The sequence below is a fragment of the Rhizobium sp. Root1334 genome (assembly GCF_001426665.1).
In the GTDB taxonomy this organism is placed as follows: Bacteria; Pseudomonadota; Alphaproteobacteria; order Rhizobiales; family Rhizobiaceae; genus Pararhizobium.
Genome location: NZ_LMEY01000008.1, coordinates 1 through 26,473, shown reverse-complemented (window position 1 = coordinate 26,473; position 26,473 = coordinate 1). Strand labels below are relative to the sequence as shown.

The window sequence follows — 26,473 nt, the reverse complement described above, 5'->3', positions numbered from 1 at the left end:
ATCGTATTGCGCCAAAGCAATGGCACGATAGATGGGTGATACCCCCTCCCCACAGGGTTGGAAAGGTCGAAAGCCTTCTGGGATCGCGTTCAAACCGGCGGCAGGGAAAAATAATCTTCCTTTTGCATCGACACGCATCGTCGGGCGCGGCGAATTTATCGATCTCATTCAAAACGAAGTCGGAAAAGCGCCGCTGGTGTCTATTATCGGCGCAGGCGGTGTCGGCAAGACAACGGCGGCGATCGCGATTGCCGAGCAGACGTTGGGATCATTCCGAGATGGTGTATGGCTGGTCGATTTCGCGCCACTGCAGGACCCGTCCCTCGTACCCTATGTGATCGCGACGGCAACCGGACTTGCCGTTCATTCGGCCAATATCCAGGCCGCACTGTGCCGGTTCCTGCGAGACCGCGAGCTTTTGTTGCTGCTCGACAATTGCGAACACATGACAGACGCCATCGCTACCTGCGTCACGCTGATCATGGAACAGGCGCCTGGCGTCCATTTCCTGACAACTAGCCGTGCACCACTTCGTCTTAAAGGCGAGCAGGTGCACAGACTGCCGGGCCTGGCGACGCCACCGGAATCGGCAGGTCTGACCGCGGAGGAGGCCATGTCATACCCGGCAATTCAGCTCTTCGTCGAGCGTGCGACCGATAGGCTTGAGACCTTTGCGCTCGGCAATGCCGATGCTGCCGTGGTTTCGGAAATATGCAGGAGCCTCGACGGTATTGCGCTTGCGATCGAATTGGCGGCAATGCGAGTCGATGTATTCGGCCTGAAAGGCCTGCAAACGCAGCTTCACAACCGCTTCAGGCTGCTCTCGGGCGGGCGCGCCGAACTTGAACGCCATCGCACCATGGCTGCTACGCTCGACTGGAGCTACAGTCTCCTTGCCCCTGCCGAAGCGGAAATTTTGCGAACCGTGTCCGTATTCGCCGGCATATTCTGTGCTGGTGATGCTTCGGCTATTTCAGAACCCACAGACGGCGGAACGGTCGACATTCTCAACGATCTTGCGTCAAAGTCGCTTCTCTCGGTCGATGGCGATCGCGAGAATCCGACCTATCGGCTTCTGGAGTCGACACGGGCCTATTGTCAGGACAAGCTAGAGGCGGGCGGCGAAAACCGGTCTGTACATCTGCGTCACGCGAATTATATCTGCGCTGCGCTGGAGCAGGCGGCCAGTGAGTGGAGCCAGCAACAATCACGCGAATGGGGTGCCGCGCATGGGCGCTACCTCGACGACCTCCGCGCGGCACTTGTATGGACGGGAGCTGAGCCGGGTTGCCAATCACTGCTGATCCGGCTGACGGCGGCAGGGACGCTGCTGTGGAACCATTTCTCGCTGACGGACGAGAGCCGTACGCATTTTGAGCGGGCTATCGAGGCTTTAACGGTGTCCGAATTTGCGGGAACCGGGGTGGAAATGAACCTCCAGCTCGCTCTCGCCGGAGCGTTGCTGTACATGCGCGGCATCGTGCCGGAGGCGAGAGAGGCATTGCAGCGCGCCCAGGAAATTTCGCACCAGCTCGGCGATGCCGATGCTCATCTGCGATGCCTGAGACTGATCGCTACCTATGAACTTTTCGGCGGGCAGCACCTCAAAGGTATCCGCACGCTGGAGACGTTCCTCTCCATCGCCGCCACCAAAGATCCCTCCGCTATTCCTGAAGGCGAGACGCATCTGGGTGCAGGAGAGATATTCGTCGGCCGTTTAAACGCCGTTCAAGAGCGGGTCGAACGCCTGTACGAAAATGTCTCCAAGGACTTCAGTGATAAGCGTTTCGCGCGTTTCCAATACAGCAACAGCGTCAATGTCATGGTCGTGCTGTCGCAGGTCCAGTGGCTGACGGGATCGCCTGCCGCTGCGGCCCGAACTGCCCTGACGGTGGTGAAATATGGCCGCGAAGCCGAGCACGAGCTTTCCTTGAGTATTGCGCTGGCATGGGTTTGTCCTGTGTTTCTATGGATCGGCGATGACGAAGCCTGCGGTCGATATACCGCGATGCTCGAGGAAGTGGTCGAGCACCACGGAATTGAGACCTGGCGACCGATCGCCACCTTTTGCCGCGGCGCCCTGGCGAGCATGCGGCAAGACGCCGGGCTCAAGGGAATCGAAATTCTCGAACAGGCGATAGGGCAATTCTGGGCAATTGGGCATAGGGCACGACTGCCCTACTTCCTAGGTGTGTTGGCGGAAGCGCTGGCCCGGCATGGCCGTATTGACGAGGCCGAGGTGAAAGTGCGCGAGGCACTCGATCTCATGTCGACGCAGAATGAACAATGGTGTGCGCCCGAACTACTAAGAATCCAGGCATCCGTCGCTCAGGCTCATGGCAGGTACGACACAGCAGAGACAATTCTCATAGAGTCGAAGGCGATTGCCGATGAGATCGGTGCGTTGTCGTGGGGACTGCGAACGTCCAACGATCTTGCAAGGCTCTGGCAGGCACAATCGCGTGACGAGGAAGCAAGGCTTATGCTGCAGCCCGTCTATGACCGCTTCACAGAAGGTCTTGAGACGCGCGACCTCGTTAACGCCTCGCAAATTCTCCACGCACTGCGGAACAAGATTTAAAGTGCGACACATCACTCGTTGTCAGGCATAAGATTCGCGTCACCGCTTGAGGCAATGACAGTTTCATTTCGCTCGAAATTCGCTTTAGCTATTGAATAGATCCGAACTAATACATCCATTCGGCAAGAAATTCACTTCGTTTAATGGAATTTTACTTGCCCAATTGTGACGCGCATGAGAAAATTCAACCCATGCTAGGGTTCCACCCAAGGAGACCACCTGAGCGCGCCGTGACAGGCCGGATGACCTCCGCCTCTTCCCCGACGTCCGTCCCCATCCGGCGCGCTCTTTTTCCGCAAAACTGCGGATGGAATACAGGAAACGTAAGCTGCTTTCCATCGCCCAACTGCCGTTACAGGCCTGATCTCGTTCGCTGCAGGGTTTGGTGACGCTGTGAGCTGGCACGATGTGCAGTCAGCGTTCAGGGTCCTTTTGGTCAGCGAGATCGAGACCAAGAGCGTCGATCCGCGCAAAAACCACAAAAGCCAGGATCCCGGCGCTGCAGAACAACTGGCATCCGGCCCGACATTGACAAGAAAGCTTTGCGCCCGCGGAATACAGATCCGCATTGCCACTGGCCGCAAATAAGCGACGGACGGGGCGACCATCATCAACATGCGTTGATTGAACTTTTACCGGCGGTTCTCGGCCCGGTCCAGGTTCGAGCTGGCAATTCAGTGCGGTTTGATGAGATAGTTATGGCGCACATAGACCTGTCTAAATCCTGCCTTGACGACATTCTCGAATGAGACGCTATATTTCCCGGGCTCAGGCTCGGCAGTCTCGACCGCGAAAACCTTAACGCCCTGCTTGGTCCCGAGGTTCATCCGGGCGCGTATCAAAGCGGTCTGCACGCCCCTGTTTCGAAAGGTCGGAATAGTTGTACCGCCTCCAAACCAGGCATAGCCGTCAGCTGCATACATGATGCCCGTTCCGGCAGGTAAGTTGTCTAAATACGCGATGAGGCAGGTCCAATCAGGCTTGCAGACGATGCCAGCCCAGAAAGGGGCGAGCGACCTGGGAAAACCAAATCCATCGCACATCAGTTCGGCAAACAAGCTCGCTTCACCGGCCTCCGCAGCCCGGACCTCAATTGCATCATTCCATGGCATTGGAGACGCCAGCGCCGGGCATGTGAGTTTCACCCAAGAGGGACCGCTCCTTGTCATCCCCCGATCGGCAATCCACCTGAGCACATCCGCGGATGCGGTATTGTCGTCGATTTGCAGCCGGGGCGCACCTCCGCGCCCATCAAACCAGCGAACGGCTCTCTCAAGGCTTGCGACGTCGCGAAGACCGAGAATCCGGTTGAGGCCTATTGGCGGGGCGAAGGGTAGTGACACCGCGCAGCCGTCCTCGATCGATAGATAGGCGAGTGCGGCATCGGTGATCAGCGAGCGTGGCGCCGACCGGAACAGATCGAGAAAGGCCTTTATCTCAACGCGTTCTTCGAGAGGGACATTATGGCTGGTCATTGTTGGATTTTTTTTTGACATCGACGACGATCAGAATGCGGAAACTGCCTGTGCGCGCTCGACCTCGCGGGCATTGTCCTGTTCCGACCATTGCTCACCGACGGCATGCAACTGATACGCGACATGGCGCTGGTGAACGAAGGTCTGTTCGCCGACGTCTGCAAGCTTGATTGCCGCATAGGTCTTGGTGATGCCGGAAAGCCTGAACTGAGCCGGTCCGCTCCCGGATTGGAAAACCAGCAGTGATTTGTCGACAAGGTTTGCAATAGACCCGATAACGTCAGCTTCTTCCACGCCATGCCCGGTAACCACGGCAAGGGCAGCATCCAGCGAGAATTCGCGGGAGAATATCGACAGGCGTCGCAAAACCGTCTGATCGGTGTGCGAAAGACCGCTGAAACTCCAGTCCAGCATCGATTGGACCGTCTGGTGACGCAGCGGCGCATACCGGCTTCCGCGCCACGACATGGCCAACGGATTGTCCATCAGTTCCGACACCCTGCTGAGCCCATAGGAGCCAATGCGGCTAGCCACGAGTTCGATAGCGAGAGGATTGCCGTCCAGTCGCCGGCAGAGACCTGCTATGATGGTGGCCTGCCGGTCATCGATCTTCTCGCTGTGGCCGCCGTCGATCGCGCGCTCCACGAAGAGTCGAACCGATGGCCAAACAAGCGCACGACGGACAGTCATTCGACCTTTCTGCGGCGGCACACCGAGCGGCTTCAAGAGATAGATCGCCTCTCCGGGCAGGCGGAATGCTTCGCGACTTGTGGCCAGAAGATGGACGCTCGGCGCCCGCTTCAGCAAGGAACTGATCACCTCCGCCATGTCATCGAGTACGTGCTCGCAATTGTCGAGAATGAGGAGCGTGCGATGGGCGCAAAGATCATCAATGATCGTATCGAGACTGTCGAACTGTGGTTCCAGTGACATGACCGAGGCGATCTCGTCGATGATTGTCGCACTGTCTTCGGCCGAACTGAGATCAACGAAGCGGATGCGCTGAAAGTCTGTCAATGCATGCGCAGCAAGGATTGCCAGCGTGGTCTTGCCGACACCGCCAGCGCCGACAATGGTCACAAAACGCCTCTCCTCTATGGCCTGCGTAAGTTCGGCGAGATTCTCCTCGCGGCCAAGCAGCCGCTCCGGCCGGGGAGGCGTCCGCAGCGTCGGCCCGGGCGGAGCGTGAATGCGAAAGGGCGTCCGGGCAAATTCCTGACTTTCAACGGCATCATGCCAATCGATCGAGGCGACAAGGCAGTAGCCCCGTCCGGCCACGCTGACGATATAGCGTTCGTCGTTTTGGCCGCAGTGAAGTTCACGCCGCAGATGCGCCATCTGCACCCGCACATTGGAATCTTCGACGTTGAGCCCGGGCCAGGCGAGAGCCATAAGTTCGCGGCGTGAGAGGATCTGTCCCCGGACCTCGACAAGTGCGACCAGAATATCGAATGCTCGACTTCCAATCGGCACCACAAGCCCATCACGCATTAGCACCCGCGCAAGCGGATAAAGACAAAATGGTCCGAACGCGAAGAACCCGACCCTAGATTTGTCTCCCATCTCGTATCACCCATCCCATGGCTGCGCTCCGGAACGAAGCGTCTTGCGCCTGACTTGCTGTATGTCTGAACATAACCAAGGGTGCTGCGGCAGGCTGGTTAAAACCCGTAAATAGTCAGAACTTCCCAGGTGACGAGCCTTTACCTGTACGTTGACCTGTTTATCGAAACGCTTCCCGTGAATTCAGCATCACCCGGACCAACGTGCATTTCCCGGGAATAGGCCACGATTAACTCGTCGGTCAGCCCTCCCCGATGCACTGTTGGTTGACAAACAGGCTCCTGCCGTTTGAACCAAACCAATCCGGAGACAACACAATGCGTCGACATTTGATTTCCTTGATGGTTGCGACATCGCTGACCTCATGTTTCACTACCCCCTCGGCAGCCCAGCAAAGCCGAGCGCCGGGGTTCACCCAGTCCCAGGTCGTCGTGCACTATCGCACTGCCGACATTGATGGTGTGAAGGTTTTCTATCGCGAAGCCGGTCCTAAGGATGGCCCGGTCGTGCTTCTGCTGCACGGCTTCCCAACGTCCTCTCACATGTTCCGCAACCTGATCCCGCTGCTCGCCGATAAGTACCGCGTCATTGCACCCGACTATCCTGGTTATGGGCAAAGCGATGCGCCGGACCATAAGAAGTTTTCGTATACCTTCGCCAATCAGGCTGACATCGTCGACAAACTGGTGACCAAGCTCGGCGCTGAGCGATACGCGATGTACGTCATGGATTACGGCGCGCCGATTGGCTACCGAATGGCGCTGAAACACCCCGAACGCGTCAGCGGCCTGATCGTGCAGAACGGCAACGCCTACGAAGAAGGCCTACAGTCGCCGTTCTGGGATCCGATCAAGGTCTATTGGGCCGACCGCTCACAGAAGAACCGCGATCCACTGAACGTTTTGGTTACGCTCGACATCACTAAGTTCCAGTACACGGATGGCATGGGCGACGTCGGACGCATCAGCCCCGACAACTGGGTCCAGGACCAGGCGTTGCTCGATCGTCCTGGCAACCGCGATATCCAGCTGGACATGCTCGGAGACTATGGCTCCAACGTGCCTCTCTACCCGCAATTCCAGGCCTTATTCCGAAGTCATCAGCCACCGACACTGATCGTCTGGGGCAAGAACGACAAAATCTTCCCCGAGGCCGGTGCCCCTCCCTACCTGCGTGATCTGCCAGATGCCGAGATGCACATCCTTGACTCCGGACACTTTGCGCTCGAGGACAAACTCGACGAGATGGCGCCGCTCATTCGCGACTTCCTTGATCGCAAGGTTGCAACCAACTAGGTCACTACCTTAATCCGAATCAATCCACGATAATGGTTCCAGGCAATCCCACTCAAACATCGGATTGCCTGAGCCACTTGCATTGACGTATCGCCGGCGCGTCTGGATAGAGCTTCGAGGACTTTATCTCAGTTGTGTAGGAACGCGCCGGATTTTACCACTTTTTACTAGAACCTACCTCCGATATCGTGGACCTCTCAATCGAGGCACTTTTAGTTGAGAGGGAATGGTTTGACTTCGCACCCGGCGCAACAGATGCAGCGCTCGTATTCCTTTGGACCGTTCATGCTTTTTCCCGAACGACAGTTGCTGGTCGAGGGGGAAGAGCCGGTCAGGATCGGGGGACGTGCGCTCGATTTATTGACGGTGCTTGTCGAGCGCCCCGGCGAAGTCGTGGGAAAACGCGAACTGCTGTCGCGCGTGTGGCCGGGCATTTCCGTCGATGAGGCCAATCTCAAGGTCAATATGGCCGTCATCAGACGCGCCCTTGGCGAAAACGCAAACCCGCCAAACTATATCGCGACCGTGGTGGGACGCGGCTATCGGTTCATCGCCCCAGTTTCCTCCAACGGCTCGAATACACCACCGGTAAAGCACAAGGCACCTGTCGAGCGCGGCCACAATCTGCCGATCGGCACTACGCGGATCGTCGGACGGGCAGAGTCCATCAGCTCGATCTTACGTGAACTGGAAACTTCGCGTCTCGTTTCCATCGTCGGCATGGGCGGCGTGGGCAAGACAACCGTCTCACTCGCCATAGCGGAACGGGCAATCGGGCGTTTTGAACATGGCGTCTGGTTGGTCGATCTTTCGTCGCTGACCGATCCGTCGCTCGTACCGGACGCAATTGCGATCGCTATCGGGCTAACGTCACATACCGCCAACATGATTGCAGCGCTTTGCACCTTTCTTCAGGATCGCGAAATGCTGCTGGTTATGGACAATTGCGAGCAACTGATCGATTCGGTCGCCTCCTGTGTGCAGCGCATTCTGGCCAGCGCCAGAAACGTGAAAATACTGACGACATCAAGGGAGCCTCTCTGCATCAAGGGCGAACGTGTGCGCCGGCTTTCGGGGCTGGGCGTGCCGCCGGCATCGCCGATAATGACCGCCGAGGATGCCCTTGCCTTCCCTTCAGTGCAATTGTTCGTCGATCGCGCCTCGGACCGCAACGCATCCTTCACATTGCGTGACGCGGATGCACCCACGATCGGGGAGATATGCCGCCGGCTCGATGGCGTCGCGCTGGCGATCGAACTCGCCGCGACCCGAATCGATGCTTTCGCGATCCCTGAACTGCTCGACCGGCTCGATGATCGTTTCAGGTTGCTCCAAGGCCATCGTGCAGGCCCCGAGCGGCACCGCACTCTGGCTGCGGCGTTGGACTGGAGCTATGAATTGCTGACGGAGGGCGAACGAACCATTCTATGCCGGCTGTCGATTTTTGCCGGCACGTTCAGCCTTGTCGCGGCCTGCGCGGTTGCTGCCGACGACACGATCGACGGGGGCCAGGTCGTCGACGATCTGGGCAATCTGGTGTCGAAATCGCTTGTCAATGTCGAGGCTCTTGATGTCGACGTCAATTACCGGATGCTCGACACGACCCGCGCCTATGCCTACGCGAAACTGGCTGCCAGCGGGGAATTCGAGCGCATACGCCGACTTCACGCAGAATATGCCCTTCAGTTCGCCGAATTGGCAAAGGCAGACGGCGCCTCGTTGTCAAGCAATGACTGGCTCGAACGCTATCGCACGCGGATCGATGACATCAGAAGCGCCCAGGCCTTCTTGTTCTCCGGACGTGGTGATCCGTCGCTCGGCGTGAAACTGACCGTGGCCGCGATTCCATATTGGGAAAGATTGTCCCTGCTGGAGGAATGCAGGATTGCCGTCGAGCGGGCGCTCGCCGACGACTTCTCTTCCTTCAGGTCAGAGCGCGACGACCTGATCCTGCTGCTGGCCCAAGGGGCGACGAAGCTGTTCACCCGCGGTCCTATGCCGGAAGTGAAGCTTATTCTCACCAAAGCCCTGGAAATCGCCGAGACCATGGGAGACTCCGATCTCCAGATCGAATGCCTGAGGGGCCTGTCACAATATGACCTGTGGGCGGGAGACTCTCGCGCCTCCCTTGCCACTGCCGCCAGGGTCCGAGAACTTACCTCGGCAAATGCCGTGCCACGTGTCAGCAGCGCCGACGGGCAAACTGGCAGCGCGCTTCATTACCTTGGCGATTTGTCTTCCGCACGCCAGCACCTGGAAAGCTATCTCGACGCAAGCCCTCTCCCGAGCGAGCACTTCAATATGTCGCGGTTCGAATTCGACCAGCGACTGGAAGCACGCGGATCGCTTGCAATGGTGCTCTGGCTGCAGGGCTTCCCCGATCAGGCACTCGCGATGGCCCGCCGCCAGCTCGACGAGGCGGAGGCATCGAATTTCGCGATGCCGCGCTGCGCAGCAATCCTGCTTACATCCGTCTGCATCGAAGTCTATGTCGGCAACTTCGAGGAGACCAAGCGGCAGCTCGATTTCGCAGATGACTATGCTGCCGAGCACGGCCTTGTGCTGTGGAGCGCAGTCGCAGCCTGCATGCGCGTAAAATTGCATATCGACATGGGGAAACCTGTCGAGCTGGCGTCTTATGGCCGTGCTCTGGCAGACGTCCGCAATGGCGGCCTCGGCATGCGCTACCCGCCATTCCTTGGCAATTACGGCCACGTTCTGTCGCTCCGCGGCGATGTCGATGGCGCTCTGGCGTGCATCGACGAGGCGATATCGCTATATGCCAACAGCGGGCAGGATTGGGGACTGCCGGAAATGCTGATGATGAAGGGGAATTTCATTCGTGCCGGAGGACGGGAAGGCTCGGCGCAGGCGGCCGCAGACTGCTATGTCAGCTCCATCGAGCTGGCGAGGCGCCACGGTTCGCTCACGTGGGAGCTGCGTTCCGCCACGCAACTGGTGGAACTGGCACGGCAAACTGGCGGCGACTGGCAAGCCGAAGAAGCATTATCCCTGGCGTATGACCGATTTGAGGAAGGGTTCTGGACCGCTGATCTAAAGCGGGCGCGATCGCTTCTGGACAATGCTGCATAAATTCTTTTGAAAGCAATCCTGATGGACAGTTTCGAGCAGAGGAGACAGCAAACCTACGCCTTTGGCCCTTACCTGCTTTTCCCCGAGCGGCAACTGCTTCTACTGGGAGGACATCCCGTTCGCATAGGCGGACGTGCGCTGGATATTCTTATCGCGCTCGTGGAACGACCCGGTGAAATTCTCAGCAAGCGCCAACTGATAGAACGGGCATGGCCAACCAGCACGGTTGGTGAGGACAATCTTAAGGTCAACATAGCATCCCTAAGGCGGACCCTCGACGCTGGGTTGCTGCCCAAGGACTTCATCGAAGCCGTGCCCGGTTTCGGATATCGATTTGTCCTGCCTGTTCTGGTGAGCACCGCCGCTGACAGCGTGTCTTCGGCATCATCAGCCATTCAAGCCGACAACAACCTTCCAACGGCGACCACGCGCATTGTCGGTCGTACCGACACCATCGACGCGATCGGCAGGGAACTGGCGAAAGCCCGGCTAGTGTCGATTGTCGGCCCGGGTGGTATCGGAAAGACCACGGTTGGCATCGCCGCTGCAGAGCGAGAGCTAGGGCGCTTCAGGCAAGGGGTCTGGATGGTGGACTTCTCGCCGCTCAGGGACCACGAATTGGTGCCGAATGCCATTGCGATGGCGATCGGGGTACCCATGAATTCGGCCGATACACTCTCCGCATTGTGTGAATTCCTTGCGGATCGCAATGTGCTGATGTTGTTCGACAATTGCGAGCATATGGCGAGGACGATTGCGTCCTGCGTCTCCGAGATCCTGACCCGTGCCGGTGGTGTGACGATCATTGCGACCAGCCGCGAGCCTCTTGCCATCGATGCGGAGCGCGTGTACCGGCTGCCGAGCCTGCCCGTACCGCCAGCCTCCTTTACACTCGGAGCAAGCGAGGCGATGGCGTTTCCTTCGGTGCAACTTTTCGTTGATCGCGTGAGTGACAGGCTTGACTCATTTGCCCTGACTGACACAGACGCGCTTGCAGCTGCGGAGATCTGCCGCCGGCTCGACGGCCTCGCCCTTGCGATCGAACTCGCCGCCATGCGCGTCGATGCATTCGGTGTCGGTGGCGTTCTCAAGCAACTCGATGACCAGTTCCGTGTGCTCGGCGGGCGCCGGGCCGGTCTAGCACGCCATCAAACTCTGGCCGCGACCCTTGACTGGAGCTATGGATTGCTGTCGACGACCGAGGCGATGCTTCTTCGTTCGGTTTCAGTCTTTGCAGGGCCGTTTGACATAGAGGGTGCTTCCGCAGTCTCGGACATTCCTGCGGCCGATGCGGCAAATGCCTTGCTGCAGCTGGCAGCAAAATCTCTCCTTGCGACGGATCTCGACTCCAAGGGAATTGCCTACCGGCTTTTGGAAACCACGCGCGCCTACTGTCTTGAGCGCCTCAAGACGAGTGGCCATGAGCAGATTGTACGTTGTCGTCATGCCAAACATGTTCTCTCGGTCCTTGAGCAGGCGACCAGCGAATGGGCGAAGGTCTCCGGCAAGGATTGGGGAGCCACCTATTGGGTCATCATCGACGACCTGCGTGGTGCGCTTGTCTGGGCCGCTCATAATCGAGAAAATTCAAGGCTGCGCATCCATCTCACTGTTGCGGGCCTACTGCTATGGAACCATTTCTCGCTGACGGAAGAATGCCGTGTCCAGGTTTCGCGGGCAGTTGATGAACTTGAGCCCGCTGGATTGATCGGCACATCGTTCGAGATGCAGATCAAGGCTTGGCTTGGAAATTCAACCATGTTTACCCGTGGGCTGATGCCGGAGGCGGTCGAGGCAATGCGGCGAGCCCTAGATATCGCAATAGAGACCGACAACATCGACTATCAGCTTCGCTGCCTTCGGATGATAGGAACCTTCGAACTTTTTAGCGGCAATCACGAGGCGGGAATGACTGCACTCCTAGCGTGCAGTTCTGTAGCAGCCGCCAACGATCCTTCCGCCTTGCCGGAATGTGAATCGCATGTTGCTATTGCGGAATTGTTTCTGGGACGGCTTCCAAGCGCGCGCCAGCGTCTCGAAAGCCTGCAGCAGCATGACCTCCGGCATGTCCCGGACTTGCGTCGCTTGCGATATCAGTCCAACAGGTCGGTCGACGTTGCGTGCGTGTTGTCACAGGTGCAGTGGCTGACGGGATCGCCGGACACCGCCGAGCGGATGGCGACAACGGCCATCGGGCAGGCGCGCGCGGCCAATCATCATCTCTCTCTTAGCACGGCCCTTTCCTATGCATGCCCAGTTTTCTATTGGAACGGAAATGACGAGGAATGCCGCTGTTGCCTTGAAATGCTTGACGAAGAGGCCAGACGTCATGGCTTCGACGTTCGCCGCCCTGTTGCCATGTTTTATCGGGCCGCATTGGCGTGCAAGCAGAGCGACAGCGGCATCGTTGATATCGAGCGCGCCATTGCTCTGTTCCAAAGCACAGGGCATTTCGCGCGGATGCCCTACTATCTGAGTGTACAAGCCGAATTCCTTAGTGCTTTCGGTCGACTTGACGAGGCGGGAACGATCATCCTGTCAGCGATCGACTGCGCCAAGCAACAGAACGAGATGTGGTGTGCGCCGGAACTGCTGAGAATCAAGGCATCCATTCTGAATCTTAGCGGGCAGAGCGAAGGGGCGGCCGCTGTGCTTGCAAAATCAATGGCGCTCGCACGGGAAACCGGAGCGCTGTCGTGGCAGCTGAGATCCGCGACTGACCTTGCAAGGCTGTATATGGCAGGGTCAAGGACAGACGATGCCTTCAGGGCTCTGTCGCCCGTTGTTCATGGGTTTTCGGAAGGCTTCAAGACTTGCGATCTCATCGCTGCCACCGATCTGTTACATGATCTGCGAGATCCGGCTTTCGCAGCGCCACTCACGGACCCGCGGTGACTTCGTCCCGAAGACGTTTCCACCGATTAGATAATATCCCGATGCACGCCCCATTCACGGGCAAGGAGACCTGCAATGCTTCTTCCGGCTATCCACCGCGTCGTCACCGCCCACGATGCCGACGGCAAGTCGGTAATTGCGCTGAACGGACCGCTGCCGACGGTCGTCGAAGTCAGCGCGCTTCCGGGCATGATCTTCCATGAAGTCTGGGAGACGTCGGCGACACCAGTGCTGGTAGACAATGCGCCGGACCCAACCACGCAACCGATGCTGCATCGTGCACCGACGAATGGCACCCGCATTCGCTTCGTCGACCTGCCACCCGACGAGGAACTGACCGGCGGCACTGCCCAGATGAAGGAACTGTTCGATGAGTTAAATGGCGCCGAGGCCATGACAGTCAGGGCAGATTCACCCCATCTGATGATGCATCGTAGCGAAGCGGTCGATTATGGCATCGTCATCGAAGGCGAGATCTTTCTCATGCTCGATGATTCTGAAGTCCTGCTCAAGCCGGGAAGCGTCGTTGTCCAGCGCGGCACCAACCACGCTTGGGCGAATCGATCAGGCAAGACCTGCCGCATGGTCTTCATACAGATCGACGGCGCATACGACCCAGCGATCGCGGCAGCACTTGCCGGAAGGTAAGCAGTCGTGTCAGCCTACCTGAACGCAAACTCGCTCGACGTCAGATCGTCAAATGCGTTGCGATATCGTTTGCCGAGATCTTGCTGCTTTCGCCTTCAAGAACGATATCGTCGTGGTCTATGGCAATCTACTGCAATGCAGCACTCGGTTTGCTTGTATTTCTCCCTATCCTTTCAGAGCGCGCCATAGACACGACATCTCATTTCCAACTTCGGGAATTGGGAGCAAGTTTCCCTTTCACAGGTTTTCACTCAAATTCATCGAGATTAACTCGCGAATTTTCGTATCTCCGCCATCTTATGTTTGTCGACCGAGTTGAAGAATGTTCCCCGCCAGATAGTCGGAGGTCATCCCCAACCTTTGAAACTATCAGCACTCAACCCGCTCGATGGCTCCCTCTGAAAGGGATCTGCCAGAGCGCGCCTTACCTGACGGCTTGCCCCTCCCAAGAGATCCGATGGGTAAGGCGCGCTTACTCTATATCAGACGTCCAGCGACTCGGCGTTGTTATGTTCAAGTCCATTCCAAATTACCCAGCTCATTGACCTGACACCTATCGGAAGGAGAATATCATGCCTCAACTTTCACGTCGTGCCTTTGCCGGCGCACTCCCCATCGGCCTCCTCGGAGGAAGTCTTTTTGGTCCCGCCATTATTGGACGCGCGTCTGCGCCGGCCATGGCGCAGGAGGCCTCCAAGGCACCAGCAGGCATTACACCTCTCGCGCAGATCCGCATCGGCCGGTTCACGGTAACGGCGTTGACGGATGGATATGCCGATATGCCCTATGATTATTTTCCGGGGCGCAGTGCCGCTGACGTGGAGAAGGCGGCGGTCGCACAGTTCACCGCTCGTAAGAGCGGCGTTCGGTTCCTCTTCAACCAATACCTGGTCGAGGACGGGAAACACCGCATCCTAATCGATGCCGGCGCTGCGGGCTCGATCGGGCAGACCGGACAGCTACCGCAGGCGCTTGCCACTTTCGGTATAACGCCAGATCAGATCGATGCCGTCATCGTGACGCACATGCATCAGGATCACATGGGTGGTCTGATCCTCGGCGGCAAGAACAACTACCCCAAGGCTGAGCTTTACATCGATCGTCGCGACGTCAAGCACTGGACCGATCCGTCCAAGCGCAATGGCGCACCTGAGTATCTGCAGACCAGCTTCAGGATGGCCGAGGAGGTGGTGCGCCTGTATCCCAGGCTGCAGGCGATTGACGGCGAGCGTGAGATCATTCCAGGCGTTTCGATCGTCGACCTCACCGGCCATACGCCTGGCCAAATTGGGGTGCGCGTTGAGGATGGCGGACAGAGCCTGATAATGGTTTCGGACATGGTGTTTCCGGTCGTCCATCCTGGGGCCACCGATGTCTTCTTCCTGTTTGAACAGGATCCTGCCGCTGCCAAGGCAATGCGCGATCGATTTTTCCCTCGTGCCGCCTCTGAAGGCGCGCTCATCGCCGCGACACATATGCCGTTCCCCGGGCTTGGTCGCATCGTCGCTGACCGAGGTGAGATGCGTTGGCAGATCGCCGACTGGGCCTTGCAGGGATAAAGTCGGCCTGCTCCAGTCACAACGGTCGAGTGACCAGCTCTGACGGTGTTTGGCAGAGGAGGCAGACGCAAAGGGCTCGCACCTCAGATTGATGCGGGCCCCATTGAAGTCAACATCCGACATGCGGCGATGCTCATGAGGCAGGAGCCGGGCTGATCACGCGGCACTCTGGCTGGCCGTCCTGGCGCCGGCAGGCGCGCGCGGCAGCCAGGCGCGAAGCACGGCGAGGCTCTCTGCCGAGACTATTGGTTTATCCGAAACAATGAACTGTGAACGCTGCTCGTTCTCACGAATGGCAGCTTCCGCCATCTTAAATTGCGGATCGGGGCTCATCCCGGCCGACACTCACGGGAGCACATCATGAAACTCTATTATCATCCCTTGTCGGGGCATGCGCACAGGGCACGCCTGTTTCTGTCCCTGCTTGATCTGCCACACGACCTGATCGAGGTGGATCTGGCCTCAGGGGCTCACAAGAAGCCCGAATTCCTCCGCCTCAATCCGTTCGGCCAGGTGCCGGTTCTCGATGACGACGGGGTGATCGTCACTGATTCCAATGCGATTCTCGTCTATCTCGCCAAGAAGGCGGGTCAGACGAACTGGCTGCCGGAAGATGCCATCGTGGCAGCCGCCATCCAGCGTTGGCTTTCGGTTGCGGCCGGCGAAATCGCCTATGGTCCGGCCGCCGCCCGGCTGATCACCGTCTTCGGTGCTAAGTTCAATCCCGAGGAAGTCATCGGTCGCGCCCATACGCTGCTCGGTCGGCTCGAGAGCCACCTCAGCCAGCATGACTGGCTCGTCGGCGACGGCCCGACAATCGCTGATATCGCCATCTACAGCTACGTCGCCCGTGCACCTGAAGGCAACGTGGATCTTGCGGCATATCCGGCCGTCAACCGGTTCCTTCGCAGGATCGAGGCGCTTCCAGGCTTCGTGCCCTTCGTCGAAACACGCGCCGGTCTTTCGGCTGCGTAGAGCCAGTAACGGGAGCAACTTCGGGGCTCCCGGCCACCGGATGCATGGGAGACGGATATGAGCGAGACCCTCGAAAAACTGCAGACATGGCACGAGGGCGAAGTGCGCCTGCAGGAACATGTGGGTGCGGCCGAGCGAATGGCATCGGTCGGTCAGCGGGTGGTGCGGGATTTCATGCCAGACCAGCATCGGGAGTTCTACGCGCAATTGCCGTTGATCGTGATTGGCAGCGTCGATGACCGGGACGATGCCTGGGCAACCTTGCTGGAAGGGCGGCCGGGCTTCATACATTCGCCATCTGCGACCATCCTCGACATCGGCGCGACCCCGGCCCGGGAGGACCCAGCCGCAGAAGGCATCGCCAATGGCAAGGCCGTCGGCCTTCTCGGCATCGAGATGCATACCCGTCGGCGGAACCGCATGAACGGCATCGTCTCGCACACCGATGGAAAGGTTCGCGCCGAGGTGGACCAGAGTTTCGGCAATTGCCCCCGTTACATCCAGCTGCGCGATTTTCACTTTTCCGACACGCCGGCAGAGGCGACAGCGGTTCCGGCAGAGACCATGACGGACTTTGACGCGGGTGCGCGTGCCCTGATCGCCCAGGCCGACGCCTTCTTCGTTGCGACCTATGCCGATCGCGAGACCCGCCGACAGGTCGATGTCTCCCATCGGGGCGGCAAGGCGGGCTTCGTCCGCATCGGACAGGACGGCGTCCTGACAATACCGGACTTCGACGGCAACCTGTTCTTCTCCACACTCGGCAACATTCTGCTCAACGGCAAGGCGGGGCTCGTCTTCATCGACTTTGCCACGGGCGATCTTCTGCAGATGACAGGCGACGCTGAGGTCATTCTCGCGTCGCCGGAGATCGCGGCCTTCCAGGGCGCCGAACGGCTATGGACGTTCACCCCGCGCCGCATCCTGCGGCGGCGCAACGCGCTTGCGCTGCGCTGGGCCTTTTCGGCGGATGGCTGGTCGCCCAGTTCGCTGATGACCGGCGATTGGGATCAGGCGGCAGAACGCCTCAAAGCGGCAGCGCGTTCGAACGACTGGCAAAACCTCGCGATCACCCGGATCGTGGATGAAAGTGCAGCGATCCGCTCCTTCTACCTGAAGCCTGCCGATGGCACCGGCCTCGCGCCGTATCTGGCGGGCCAGCACCTGCCCATCCGCCTGCGTCTCCCCGGGATGGAGAAGCCGATCCTCAGGACCTACACGCTGTCGGCCGCCCCCTCCCATGGCGTATACCGGCTCAGTATCCGTCGCGACGGACTTGCTTCGACGCATCTGCATGATGCGGCGCGCCTCGGTGATATCATTGAAGCACGCGCGCCTGCCGGCGCCTTCACCATTGATGCCCATGCCACCCGACCGGCCGTGCTTTTGGGCGGCGGCGTCGGCATTACCCCGCTGCTCGCCATGCTGCGGCATGTCGTTTACGAGGGCCTGCGCCGGCAGCGCATGCGCCCGGTCATTCTCTTCCAGGCGGCACGATCAAAGTATGAGCGTGCATTTGACGGAGAAATCAGCGAACTCGTGGCGGCCGGGCGCGGGGCAATCCGGCTCTTGCGCGTGCTGAGCGACACGCGTGACGCCGAAGAAGGTACCGACTACGATGCAGCCGGTCGCATCGACATGGCGCTTCTGACCCGCCATCTGCCATTCGACGATTACGACTTCTACCTCTGCGGACCGGCACCCTTCACGCAATCGCTCTATGACGGGCTGCGCAGCTACGCGATCGCCGATCATCGCATTCATGCCGAGGCGTTTGGTCCCTCCTCGCTTGAACGGCGTCCTGATCCGGGCGCGGCGCCTCCGGCGCGACCTGCCGCGTCGACACGACCGATCTCAGTGCTGTTTACCACATCGCTGAAGGAAGCCCGATGGACACCCGGGTCAGGAAGCCTGCTGGAACTTGCCGAAGCCCGGGGCCTTGACCCCGCCTTCAGCTGTCGCGCCGGTTCCTGCGGCACCTGCCGCACCAAACTTCTGGCTGGCATCGTGACCTACCCGACTGAGCCGGCGGCCAGCGTCGGCGAGGACGAGGTGCTGCTGTGCTGTTCCGTACCGGCCGCACGCGAAGACGAAGCAGATAACCGCATCGAGCTTGCGCTCTGACGGCTACCATTCGTCCATTGATGCTGCCTGAGCAACAGTCACTTCCGCCGTTCGGCCGTTCATGGCCGAGCGCAAACGGATCATCATGAGGGCGTGGAGGAAATGGTTCCTGCCGCCAAACGCAAGGAGAAAGACATGTCACGTATTGCAACGCCTGCCCGCATCGAAGACGCACCGGAAGCCTCGCGTCCTTCGCTCGAAGCCATCCAGAATCAGATCGGCTCGGTCCCCAATATCTTCCGCCTCGTGTCGAACAGTCCGGCGGCTCTCAACGGACTGACCGCACTGCAGGCGGCGCTTGGCAAGGGCGAACTTGCCCCCGCCACCCGCGAACGCATTGCGCTCGCCATGGCCGAGGTGAACGGCTGCGATTACTGCCTGTCGGCCCATACTTATACCGGCTCGAAATTCGCCAAGCTCGACGACGGCGAGATCCTGGCCAATCGGCAGGGTACGTCGCTCGATGCAAAAGCTGCGGCCGCCGTGGAATTTTCCCGCGCGCTGACTCTGTCGCGCGGTGCCGTAACGGTTGCCGCGATCGAAAGAGTGCGGGCGGCAGGCTACGGCGATGCCGAAATCCTTGAGATCATCGCTCATGTCGCGCTGAATACCTTCACCAACTATGTCAACGAGGCGCTGGGCACCGAGATCGATTTTCCCCGGATCTCTGCCCTTGCCGCTTGAAGGCAAAGGACGGCCTCCGCTTCCGGAGCCGTCCGACCCTGCTTCCCCTTTCGATAAGGATTACTCCCATGTCCCGTCCGCCCCTGCCTCCGTTTACTGAACAGTCCGCCATCGAAAAGGTGCGCCTTGCGGAAGACGGCTGGAACAGCCGCGATGCGTCCAAGGTCGCGCTCGCGTATACGCTCGACACCCACTGGCGCAACCGCGCCGAATTCCTGACCGGCCGCGCCGAAGCTGAGGCCTTTCTGACCCGCAAGTGGAACAAGGAACTGGACTACCGCCTGATCAAAGAACTGTGGGCATTCCAGGACAATCGCATTGCCGTGCGTTACGCCTATGAATACCGCGACGACAGTGGCCACTGGTTTCGCGCCTATGGTAACGAGAACTGGGAGTTTGCCGAGGATGGCCTGATGCGCGCCCGTCATGCCAGCATCAATGAGCAGCCGATTGCGGAAGCGGATCGCAAATTCCTCTGGCCGCTTGGTCGACGTCCGGACGATCATCCGGGGCTGAGCGATTTCGGCTTCTAAAGGCAGAAGGGCTGCTGCCGTGAACCCCTTCAAGCTCGACGCACGGGCAACACTCTCCATCGACATCGCGCTCGCCGCCGCCAGTGGCGATGGCGAGCGCATCAGTCACGGAGAACAGGCTGCCTGCATCCTCGGGCTGACAGGCGCGGAACTGAACGCGTTGCGCAAAGGCTCGAGTTTCGATTTCCAGCTGTCGCGAGCAATCGGTCTTGCGCTTGCACCGCATGACGCGAGCCGAGAGCGTGCCCAGCGTGCTGGCCTGGACCACAAGGCCTGTGAGGCGATCGAGGCCTTTGCTGCAAGCCGGGCTCTCAATCGGCCTTGAAGCGCCGGCCTCGTTCCAAGGCACGCGACCGCGACGCTTACCGGGTGGCGCAAGCACGCGATCCATGCAAATGTAGCCGCGGGGACGTCAGGGGAAAGACAATTGACCGATGGCAGGCGATGCGGATCTGCGTCAAGGTGGCGGAGATCGAAAGTTTCGCCGAGACGGCACGGCATATGAACATGAGTGCACCGGCCGTGACCCGAGCGGTTGCAGCGCTTGAAGATCTCATCGGGGTCCGTCTCTTCGTGCGTACCACCCGCTCGGTGAAGATGACGGAGGCGGGAACCCGGTATTTCAGCGACTGCCGGCGTATCCTCGCCGACATTGCCGAGGCCGAGGCAACTGCCGGCGGCACCTATGCCACACCGACCGGAACGCTTGCCATAACAGCATCGGCGCTCTTCGGGCAGATGTATGTGCTGCCGATCGTGATCGGCTACCTTGACGCCTATCCGAGCGTGCAGGCCCTAACGCTGTTTGTCGATCGCCCCATTACTTCGAAGAGCATGGCGTTCCCGCCAACCCCGCCGATCTGCGGGACCAACGCCTGGGCCTCGACGGAATGGCGGTTTGCCGAGGATCAGAAAGTGACGATCGGGCCGACACTCCAGTGCAACACCAACGAAGCGGCCATTACCGCGGCCCGCCACGGCTTTGGGCTCACCCGCGTCCTGCATTACCAGATTGGCCCGGCGCTGGTTGCCGGGGAGTTGCAGATCTTGCTCGGCGACCATGAGGGGCCACCGCTCCCCATTCACCTGCTCTACCCCGAAGGCAAAAGCGCGCCCACCAAGGTTCGCGCCTTCATCGACATGGCCGTGCCCATTCTGAGAGACGACAGACTGCTGAACTGAGCGCGTTGAAGAGATACGAACCGTTGTCCTCTATTTTTCTGGACTCGACTCAAAACCCTCGGAATGCTTCATTGCCGCCCGGAGGACTGACCATGGTATACGAGTGGGACGAAGACCGCGCACGCAAAATGCGCCTGATTAAGTTGGCATCTGTGTGGGCATTGACCGCCTCAGCGCTCAGTGTCCCTGTCGCATTGCTTTTGACCGCATCTCCTCTGTAGCTGCCCACCGAACCTACTGAAAATTCCGGCTCTTCACCTTCAGCGTATCGATATGCAGGTCGGGGATGTAAATTTCCCGCGCCTTGACACCCACCTGCGGCCGCTCACGGCTATCCGGGCAGCCGGGCGCTCCATGGGCGAACTCATCGCCGCTTCCTGACGGCAGCCGGAAACCATCCCGCTCGCCAAGGCTTGCCAGGTCCGGCGTCAGATCGAACATCCGTTGCGCCACCAGATGCACGACACCGCCTTCGCGCTGGATCTTGCCGTTGATCGCCATCATTGAGGATCCGAGCACGACGCGACGCTGCTTTTCGAACAGACTTGGCCAGACGACGACATTGGCGACGCCGGTCTCGTCCTCGATGGTCATGAACATCACGCCCTTGGCACTACCGGGCTTCTGCCGGACGAGGACAAGGCCGGCGGTCATCAACCAGCGACCGTCACGCGCCGTTGTCGCATCAGTGCAGGTGACGATGTTTCGCCGAATGAGATCCTCGCGCAGGAAGCTGACCGGATGGGCGCGCAGTGTCACGCCGGTATGGCCATAGTCCTCAACGACATTGGCGCCCTCGGTCATCTGCCGAAGCGCCACATCCGGCTCCTGCTGTTCGGCGATCACCACCCGCTCACGATCGGCAGCAGCCGCGAACAGTGGAAGTGGCTCGTCGCGCAAGGCCTTGATCGCCCAGAGCGCATCGCGTCTTTCAAGGTTTAAAGACGGTCGGAACGCATCGGCTTCGGCGAGCTTGACCAGGGAGGCCGACGACACACCAGCGCGCCGCCACATGTCGTCGATGGAAACGAAGTGCTCGTCGCCGCGCGCCACCGCGATCTTTGCCGCATCCTGTTCAGGCAGCCCCTTTACCAAGCGCATACCGAGCCGCACGGCATGGTCATCGGTTCCGCTGATCTCTTCGAGCGTGCAATCCCACCGCGAACGATTGATGCAGACCGGCCGGATCGTCACCCCATGGGCGCGGGCATCCGTCACGATCTGGGCGGGAGCGTAGAAACCCATCGGTTGCGCATTGATGAGGGCAGCACAGAACACGTCCGGATAATGGCATTTCACAAAGGCCGAGGCGTAGGCGATGAGAGCAAAGGAGGCGGCATGGCTCTCCGGAAAGCCATAGGAGCCAAACCCCTCCAATTGCGAGAAGGTCTTTTCGGCAAATTCTTGCGTGTAGCCGTTCTTGACCATTCCCTGGACGAGCTTGTCCTTGAACTTGCTGACGCCGCCGGTGAACTTGAATGTGGCCATAGAGCGTCTGAGCGCATCGGCCTCGCCGGCGGTAAAACCGGCACAGACGATCGCGACTTTCATGGCGCTTTCCTGAAACAGCGGCACGCCCAGCGTCTTGCCAAGCACGGCCTCCAGTTCCGGCTTCGGATAGACGACCGCCTCCTTGCCCTCGCGGCGTCTCAGGTAAGGATGCACCATGTCACCCTGGATCGGCCCGGGGCGAACGATCGCAACCTGAATAACTAGGTCGTAATAGGTCTGGGGTTTCAGCCGCGGCAACATCGACATCTGCGCGCGCGATTCGATCTGGAACGTGCCGAGCGTGTCGGCCTTGCGGATCATCGCATAAGTGGCCGGGTCCTCCTGCTCGATGGTGGCGAGATCAAGCTTCACTCCCTTGTGCTCTTCCAGCAATGCAAAGCCCTTGGCCATGCAGGTCAGCATTCCCAAGGCCAGAACATCCACCTTCATGAATTTGAGCGCCTCGATGTCGTCCTTGTCCCATTCGATCGTTTGCCGATCCTCCATCCGGGCCTGCTCGATCGGCACCAGTTCGTCGAGGCGATCATTGGTCAGGACGAACCCGCCCGGATGCTGGCCCAGATGACGCGGAGCCCCCATCAGTTGCTGCGCCAGCTCCAATGTCAGCCGCAGGCGCCGGTCGGACGTGTTCATGTTGAGTTCGTTGACCTGCTTTACGCCGACGCCCTCCTTGCTCCAGCCCCAGACGCCCGCCGACAGCGCCGTGATCATGTCTTCGGGCAGGCCGAGCACCTTGCCGACATCGCGCAGCGCGCCTTTGGCCCGGTAGCGGGTGACGGTCGCGCAAAGGGCAGCCTTCTGCCGACCATAGGTCTTGTAGATCCACTGGATAACCTCTTCGCGCCGCTCATGCTCGAAATCGACGTCGATATCGGGTGGCTCGTTGCGCTCTTCCGAGATAAAGCGCTCGAACAACAGATCGTTGGCGGCAGGATCGATCGCCGTGATCCCCAGCATATAGCAAACGGCGGAATTGGCAGCACTTCCACGACCCTGGCAGAGGATATCCTGAGATTGCGCAAAGCGGACGATGCTGTAGACCGTCAGGAAGTAAGGGGCGTATTCGAGTTTGCGGATCAGATCGAGTTCGTGATTGAGGGTCTTGACCACATCATCAGGCACCCCTTCGGGATAGCGATCGCGCACGCCCTCCCAGGTGAATTTTTCCAGCGTCTTCTGCGCCGTCAATCCGGGGATGATCGCTTCCTCGGGATATTGATAGGTCAGTTCGCTCATGTCGAAACGACAGCGGTCGACAATTTCGCGGGTGCGGGCGAGCGCCTCCGGGTACCGGCTGAACAGCCGGTGCATTTCCTCCGGTGGCTTCAAAAAACGATCGGCATGCCGTTCGCGCAAGAAACCGGCTTGATCGATGGTTGTGCGATGGCGAATGCAGGTGACGACATCCTGCAATTGCCGCCTGCCCGGCTCGTGAAACAGCACGTCGTTGGTAACGACCGGCCGAACCTTGTGCCGGATCGCCAGGCTGTTGAGCTCGTGCAGGCGCAGTTGATCGTTCGGCCGCCGGCGCAAGGTCAGGGCCATATAGGCGCGGTCGCCAAATATCTCCTTCACCTTGCGCAGCTGGACGGCGCATGCGTCATCGGCCTCGTCGGGAACCAGGACGGCGAGCAGTCCGTCCGCATAAAGGGCGAGATCTGACAGATCGAGGATACATTTTCCTTTGCCGCCCCGCTCCTTGCCGAGCGAAAGAAGCCGGCAAAGCCTCGAATAGGCCGGCCGGTCCGTCGGGTAAGCCAGTATCGAAATGTCGTCGGTCAGATCGAGCCTGCAGCCGACCACCAGCCGGACGCCGGTTTCCTTGGCCGCTTCCCAGGCGCGCACGATGCCGGCAAGGCTGTTGCGATCGACAATGCCCAGCGCTTCAATGCCGAGTACCCGGGCGGTAGCGAATAGCTCATCGCAGCCTGACGCGCCGCGCAGGAAGGAAAAATGACTGGTGACCTGGAGCTCAGCGTAGCGCATCAGCCATAGATCCCGTGCAGGAACCATTTGGCCGTTCCGGTCGCAGGATCCACACCGTCGCCGGAGCGATAGACCCAGAAGCGATTGCCGTCCTCGTCCTCCACCGAATAATAATCCCTGACCGCCTCCATTTCGGAGGAACGAACCCACCACTCGCCGAATACCCGTTCCGGCCCATCGCCGCGCCTGATGCGCCGGCGCTTGCCGCGCCAGGTCATGGATGCCGGCGGATGGTCGGGTGTGAGCGCAATCACCTCGATCCGCTCCGGGCGCGCCAGCATCCGGCTCGGCCGCGGCCAGCGGGTCGGCCAGGCCTGACCCAGCTTTTCGGAAACGGGGGAGACACGCCCGACATTGCGCTCGGGAACGTCGCTTTCGACAGGCGCCAGCCGGTACAGGCGTTGGCCGCGATTTCCAAAACTGTCGAGCAGGGGCGTGACGTCGACGACGGTTTCTTCGACAAGCGACGAGATGCACTGCTTTTCCTCGTATGGCTCGATCATCGTCGCGGCAAGAGACAGTTTTTCGATGCCGAAACCGGGATCGATGGTCTCGATGCTGGAACAGAGAAGCTTTGTCAGGCGCGCAATATCGCGCACCGGCTTTGCCGTGCCTGCGCGTAGGGACTGCAATGTGTTGTCGACTCGATAGACGATCAGGTCGGCGCGGCGAACGCCCTGCCCTTGCGTCTCCAATTCGGCGCAGAGTTCGACCACCAGCTTGCCGATATATTTGGCGATGGTCTCGGCAGCCCCGATCGGCTCGGAAAAAGATCTGGCCACTTCGATCAGGTCCGCTGTGCGAATGGGGTCGATCGGTTCGACGACACGCCCGAACATCTGATCGAGCCGGCGGCCGACCTCCGGCCCGAAGCGCAGTGTCAGAGGCGCCCGCGGCGTTGCGGAAAGCTCGCCGACGGTGCGAAACCCGAGTACCGCCAGACCGCTGACGATGCCTGGAGGCAGACGAAGGCTGGAAATCGGCAGATTGACGACGGCCTTGGCCGTTTCTCCAACCGGCACGATGATCACCTGCCGCCGCGTGGCGCGAGCAATGGCGTGGGCGCTGCCCCAGGTGTCGGCGATGGCGCCACGAGCGTGAAGGCCGCGGCCTCTCAGAGCGTTGACAAGGCCAGTGAGCATCGCCAACTCGCCGCCGCGCAAATGGTCGGCGCCCTCGGTATCCATGACAATGCCGTCGGGACTGTCCATCGCCACGACCGGCGTATATTGGCGCAGCATCCACAGCGCCAGGCGCTCGATCGCCAAGGCGTCGCCGGCCGGATCGGCATCGACCAAATGCAGGCCGGATATCATCGCCTGGGCTTTGGCGGCGGGCATGCCGACCCGCACCCCGACCTTGAAGGCCGCCGCGTCGACTGCCGCCACGGTGGAAAGACTGATACGACCCGTGGCATCGCAGGCACCTATTTCAAATTCCGCGGCTTCTCCCGCTCTTGCTCTGATCAATTCCGCCAGCCACCGTGCCCGCCCGATACCGGGCACGGGCAGCGGCTCGGAAGGCAGGACGCTGATGCGCCATCGTGTCGTGGCGGCTGTCGGCTGCCCGAAATCCGCTGCCTCCGTCGGGCGACGCCATCGTCGCAGCGCAATCCCGATCGTTCCCGAAGCCTCGGCCGCCAGCTGCAGGCGCCGCGAGGCGGTCATGGGCAGGCGCACAAGCTCGGCAACGACGGCGCCAAGCCCACCAAAACGCAGGCCCTCTTCGAAATTCGTGAGCACGTCCTCTTCCCGGTCGGCTTCGACATAAATGACCCGATCATGATGGAGGCCTGCCTGTGCCAAGGCCGGCGCAAACAGATCCGGTCGTGTCAGGCACCAGAGGACGTCGCCTTTCGTCCGCGCGACAATCCCGGCGACAAAAAGAGCGGCGGCCGCGCCATGCACGGCGTCGGCGCCACCACCGGCCACTTCGTGCAAGGAGCCGCAGGCCAGCCCACCACCGGGAAGCTTTGCGTCGATCTCGGTAATTCCGAACGACAGCACCTCGCCCTTGCGCGCAGTTCCGCCTTCAAGCCGCCGGATGCGGTCCTGAAGTTCGGAAATGACGGGGTTGGCGGCTGTGATTGGCATCGGTTTCCAACGTCAAGAGTGCATTTGCATAGCCAAAAAAAGCTGATATGTTCTGTTTTTGTTCCTTAAGCGGTGATGAGTCAACGGGCAAGAATCGGGTGGACTGCAGCCACCATCGCGAGACGGCTGTTGTTCCATCGATTCATCAAGCAGATTCAATTCGATGCTGAATGTGATGAAAAATTTCGTGGATGAGAAAATAGAGATATGGCCGGCCTGCTGACGCTCAGAGATTTCAAGGGAACGGTGATTACCGTCGAATGCAAGCCGTGCGG

The 26,473-nt window shown here is 59.9% G+C and carries 16 protein-coding genes and 1 pseudogene; 12 read left to right on the top strand and 5 right to left on the bottom strand.

Going from position 1 to position 26,473, the window contains the following annotated elements:
* Positions 1–31 precede the first annotated feature (31 nt).
* Positions 32–2,581: a hypothetical protein gene (locus tag ASD36_RS12515; RefSeq protein WP_060510892.1), complete on the top strand. Its 2,550-nt coding sequence runs from the start codon at positions 32–34 to the stop codon at positions 2,579–2,581.
* 674 nt (positions 2,582–3,255) lie between these two features.
* On the opposite strand, the gene ASD36_RS12510 is transcribed toward ASD36_RS12515, so the two are convergent.
* On the bottom strand, positions 3,256–4,077 hold the full coding sequence (locus tag ASD36_RS12510; RefSeq protein WP_156393847.1) for a GNAT family N-acetyltransferase: 822 nt from the start codon (positions 4,075–4,077) through the stop codon (positions 3,256–3,258).
* Between the two features lie 9 nt (positions 4,078–4,086).
* Entirely contained in the window at positions 4,087–5,547 is a 1,461-nt protein-coding gene (locus ASD36_RS12505) for a winged helix-turn-helix domain-containing protein (RefSeq protein WP_060510887.1), read from the bottom strand.
* A gap of 389 nt (positions 5,548–5,936) precedes the next feature.
* On the opposite strand from ASD36_RS12505, the gene ASD36_RS12500 reads away from it, so the two are divergent.
* The 11 genes and pseudogenes from ASD36_RS12500 (at position 5,937) to ASD36_RS12450 (ending at position 20,607) form a co-directional block, all read left to right on the top strand.
* Positions 5,937–6,914 carry an alpha/beta hydrolase gene (locus ASD36_RS12500; RefSeq protein WP_060510886.1) on the top strand — a complete coding sequence of 326 codons (978 nt, stop codon included), beginning with the start codon at positions 5,937–5,939 and terminating at the stop codon, positions 6,912–6,914.
* A gap of 285 nt (positions 6,915–7,199) precedes the next feature.
* A complete protein-coding gene (locus tag ASD36_RS12495) occupies positions 7,200–10,007 on the top strand; it encodes a winged helix-turn-helix domain-containing protein (RefSeq protein WP_244489813.1) in 2,808 nt (935 codons plus the stop codon).
* A 21-nt stretch (positions 10,008–10,028) separates the two neighbouring features.
* On the top strand, positions 10,029–12,902 hold the full coding sequence (locus ASD36_RS12490; protein WP_060510882.1) for a winged helix-turn-helix domain-containing protein: 2,874 nt from the start codon (positions 10,029–10,031) through the stop codon (positions 12,900–12,902).
* A gap of 75 nt (positions 12,903–12,977) precedes the next feature.
* Positions 12,978–13,550, top strand: coding sequence for a cupin domain-containing protein (locus tag ASD36_RS12485; RefSeq protein ID WP_060510880.1), 573 nt, complete (start codon positions 12,978–12,980; stop codon positions 13,548–13,550).
* A 572-nt stretch (positions 13,551–14,122) separates the two neighbouring features.
* Positions 14,123–15,109 carry an MBL fold metallo-hydrolase gene (locus ASD36_RS12480; RefSeq protein WP_060510878.1) on the top strand — a complete coding sequence of 329 codons (987 nt, stop codon included), beginning with the start codon at positions 14,123–14,125 and terminating at the stop codon, positions 15,107–15,109.
* Positions 15,110–15,469: 360 nt separating this feature from the next.
* Entirely contained in the window at positions 15,470–16,084 is a 615-nt protein-coding gene (locus tag ASD36_RS12475) for a glutathione S-transferase (RefSeq protein WP_060510877.1), read from the top strand.
* A gap of 57 nt (positions 16,085–16,141) precedes the next feature.
* Positions 16,142–18,208, top strand: a complete 2,067-nt coding sequence (locus ASD36_RS12470) for a pyridoxamine 5'-phosphate oxidase family protein (RefSeq protein ID WP_060510875.1) — start codon at positions 16,142–16,144, stop codon at positions 18,206–18,208.
* Positions 18,209–18,343: 135 nt separating this feature from the next.
* Positions 18,344–18,892: a peroxidase-related enzyme gene (locus ASD36_RS12465; protein WP_060510965.1), complete on the top strand. Its 549-nt coding sequence runs from the start codon at positions 18,344–18,346 to the stop codon at positions 18,890–18,892.
* Between the two features lie 68 nt (positions 18,893–18,960).
* Positions 18,961–19,425 carry a DUF1348 family protein gene (locus ASD36_RS12460; RefSeq protein WP_060510873.1) on the top strand — a complete coding sequence of 155 codons (465 nt, stop codon included), beginning with the start codon at positions 18,961–18,963 and terminating at the stop codon, positions 19,423–19,425.
* A gap of 19 nt (positions 19,426–19,444) precedes the next feature.
* On the top strand, positions 19,445–19,750 hold the full coding sequence (locus ASD36_RS12455; protein WP_060510870.1) for a hypothetical protein: 306 nt from the start codon (positions 19,445–19,447) through the stop codon (positions 19,748–19,750).
* A 101-nt stretch (positions 19,751–19,851) separates the two neighbouring features.
* Positions 19,852–20,607, top strand: a pseudogene (locus ASD36_RS12450) (LysR family transcriptional regulator).
* A 234-nt stretch (positions 20,608–20,841) separates the two neighbouring features.
* Here the strand turns inward: ASD36_RS12450 and ASD36_RS12445 are convergent.
* The 3 genes from ASD36_RS12445 to ASD36_RS31160 all read right to left on the bottom strand — a co-directional run.
* A complete protein-coding gene (locus tag ASD36_RS12445) occupies positions 20,842–24,105 on the bottom strand; it encodes an error-prone DNA polymerase (protein WP_060510961.1) in 3,264 nt (1,087 codons plus the stop codon).
* On the bottom strand, positions 24,105–25,508 hold the full coding sequence (locus ASD36_RS12440) for a DNA polymerase Y family protein (protein ID WP_347360126.1): 1,404 nt from the start codon (positions 25,506–25,508) through the stop codon (positions 24,105–24,107). The genes ASD36_RS12445 and ASD36_RS12440 overlap by 1 nt, the downstream gene beginning before the upstream one ends.
* Before the next feature lie 702 nt (positions 25,509–26,210).
* The coding region (locus ASD36_RS31160) for a hypothetical protein (protein WP_210173792.1) at positions 26,211–26,473 on the bottom strand (263 nt) is incomplete at its 5' end.

Coding starts and splice junctions, on each gene's coding strand:
- ASD36_RS12515 (WP_060510892.1), top strand. CDS start 32: ATGGGTGATACCCCCTCCCCACAGGGTTGGAAAGGTCGAAAGCCTTCT.
- ASD36_RS12510 (WP_156393847.1), bottom strand. CDS start 4,077: ATGTCAAAAAAAAATCCAACAATGACCAGCCATAATGTCCCTCTCGAA.
- ASD36_RS12505 (WP_060510887.1), bottom strand. CDS start 5,547: ATGCGTGATGGGCTTGTGGTGCCGATTGGAAGTCGAGCATTCGATATT.
- ASD36_RS12500 (WP_060510886.1), top strand. CDS start 5,937: ATGCGTCGACATTTGATTTCCTTGATGGTTGCGACATCGCTGACCTCA.
- ASD36_RS12495 (WP_244489813.1), top strand. CDS start 7,200: ATGCTTTTTCCCGAACGACAGTTGCTGGTCGAGGGGGAAGAGCCGGTC.
- ASD36_RS12490 (WP_060510882.1), top strand. CDS start 10,029: ATGGACAGTTTCGAGCAGAGGAGACAGCAAACCTACGCCTTTGGCCCT.
- ASD36_RS12485 (WP_060510880.1), top strand. CDS start 12,978: ATGCTTCTTCCGGCTATCCACCGCGTCGTCACCGCCCACGATGCCGAC.
- ASD36_RS12480 (WP_060510878.1), top strand. CDS start 14,123: ATGCCTCAACTTTCACGTCGTGCCTTTGCCGGCGCACTCCCCATCGGC.
- ASD36_RS12475 (WP_060510877.1), top strand. CDS start 15,470: ATGAAACTCTATTATCATCCCTTGTCGGGGCATGCGCACAGGGCACGC.
- ASD36_RS12470 (WP_060510875.1), top strand. CDS start 16,142: ATGAGCGAGACCCTCGAAAAACTGCAGACATGGCACGAGGGCGAAGTG.
- ASD36_RS12465 (WP_060510965.1), top strand. CDS start 18,344: ATGTCACGTATTGCAACGCCTGCCCGCATCGAAGACGCACCGGAAGCC.
- ASD36_RS12460 (WP_060510873.1), top strand. CDS start 18,961: ATGTCCCGTCCGCCCCTGCCTCCGTTTACTGAACAGTCCGCCATCGAA.
- ASD36_RS12445 (WP_060510961.1), bottom strand. CDS start 24,105: ATGCGCTACGCTGAGCTCCAGGTCACCAGTCATTTTTCCTTCCTGCGC.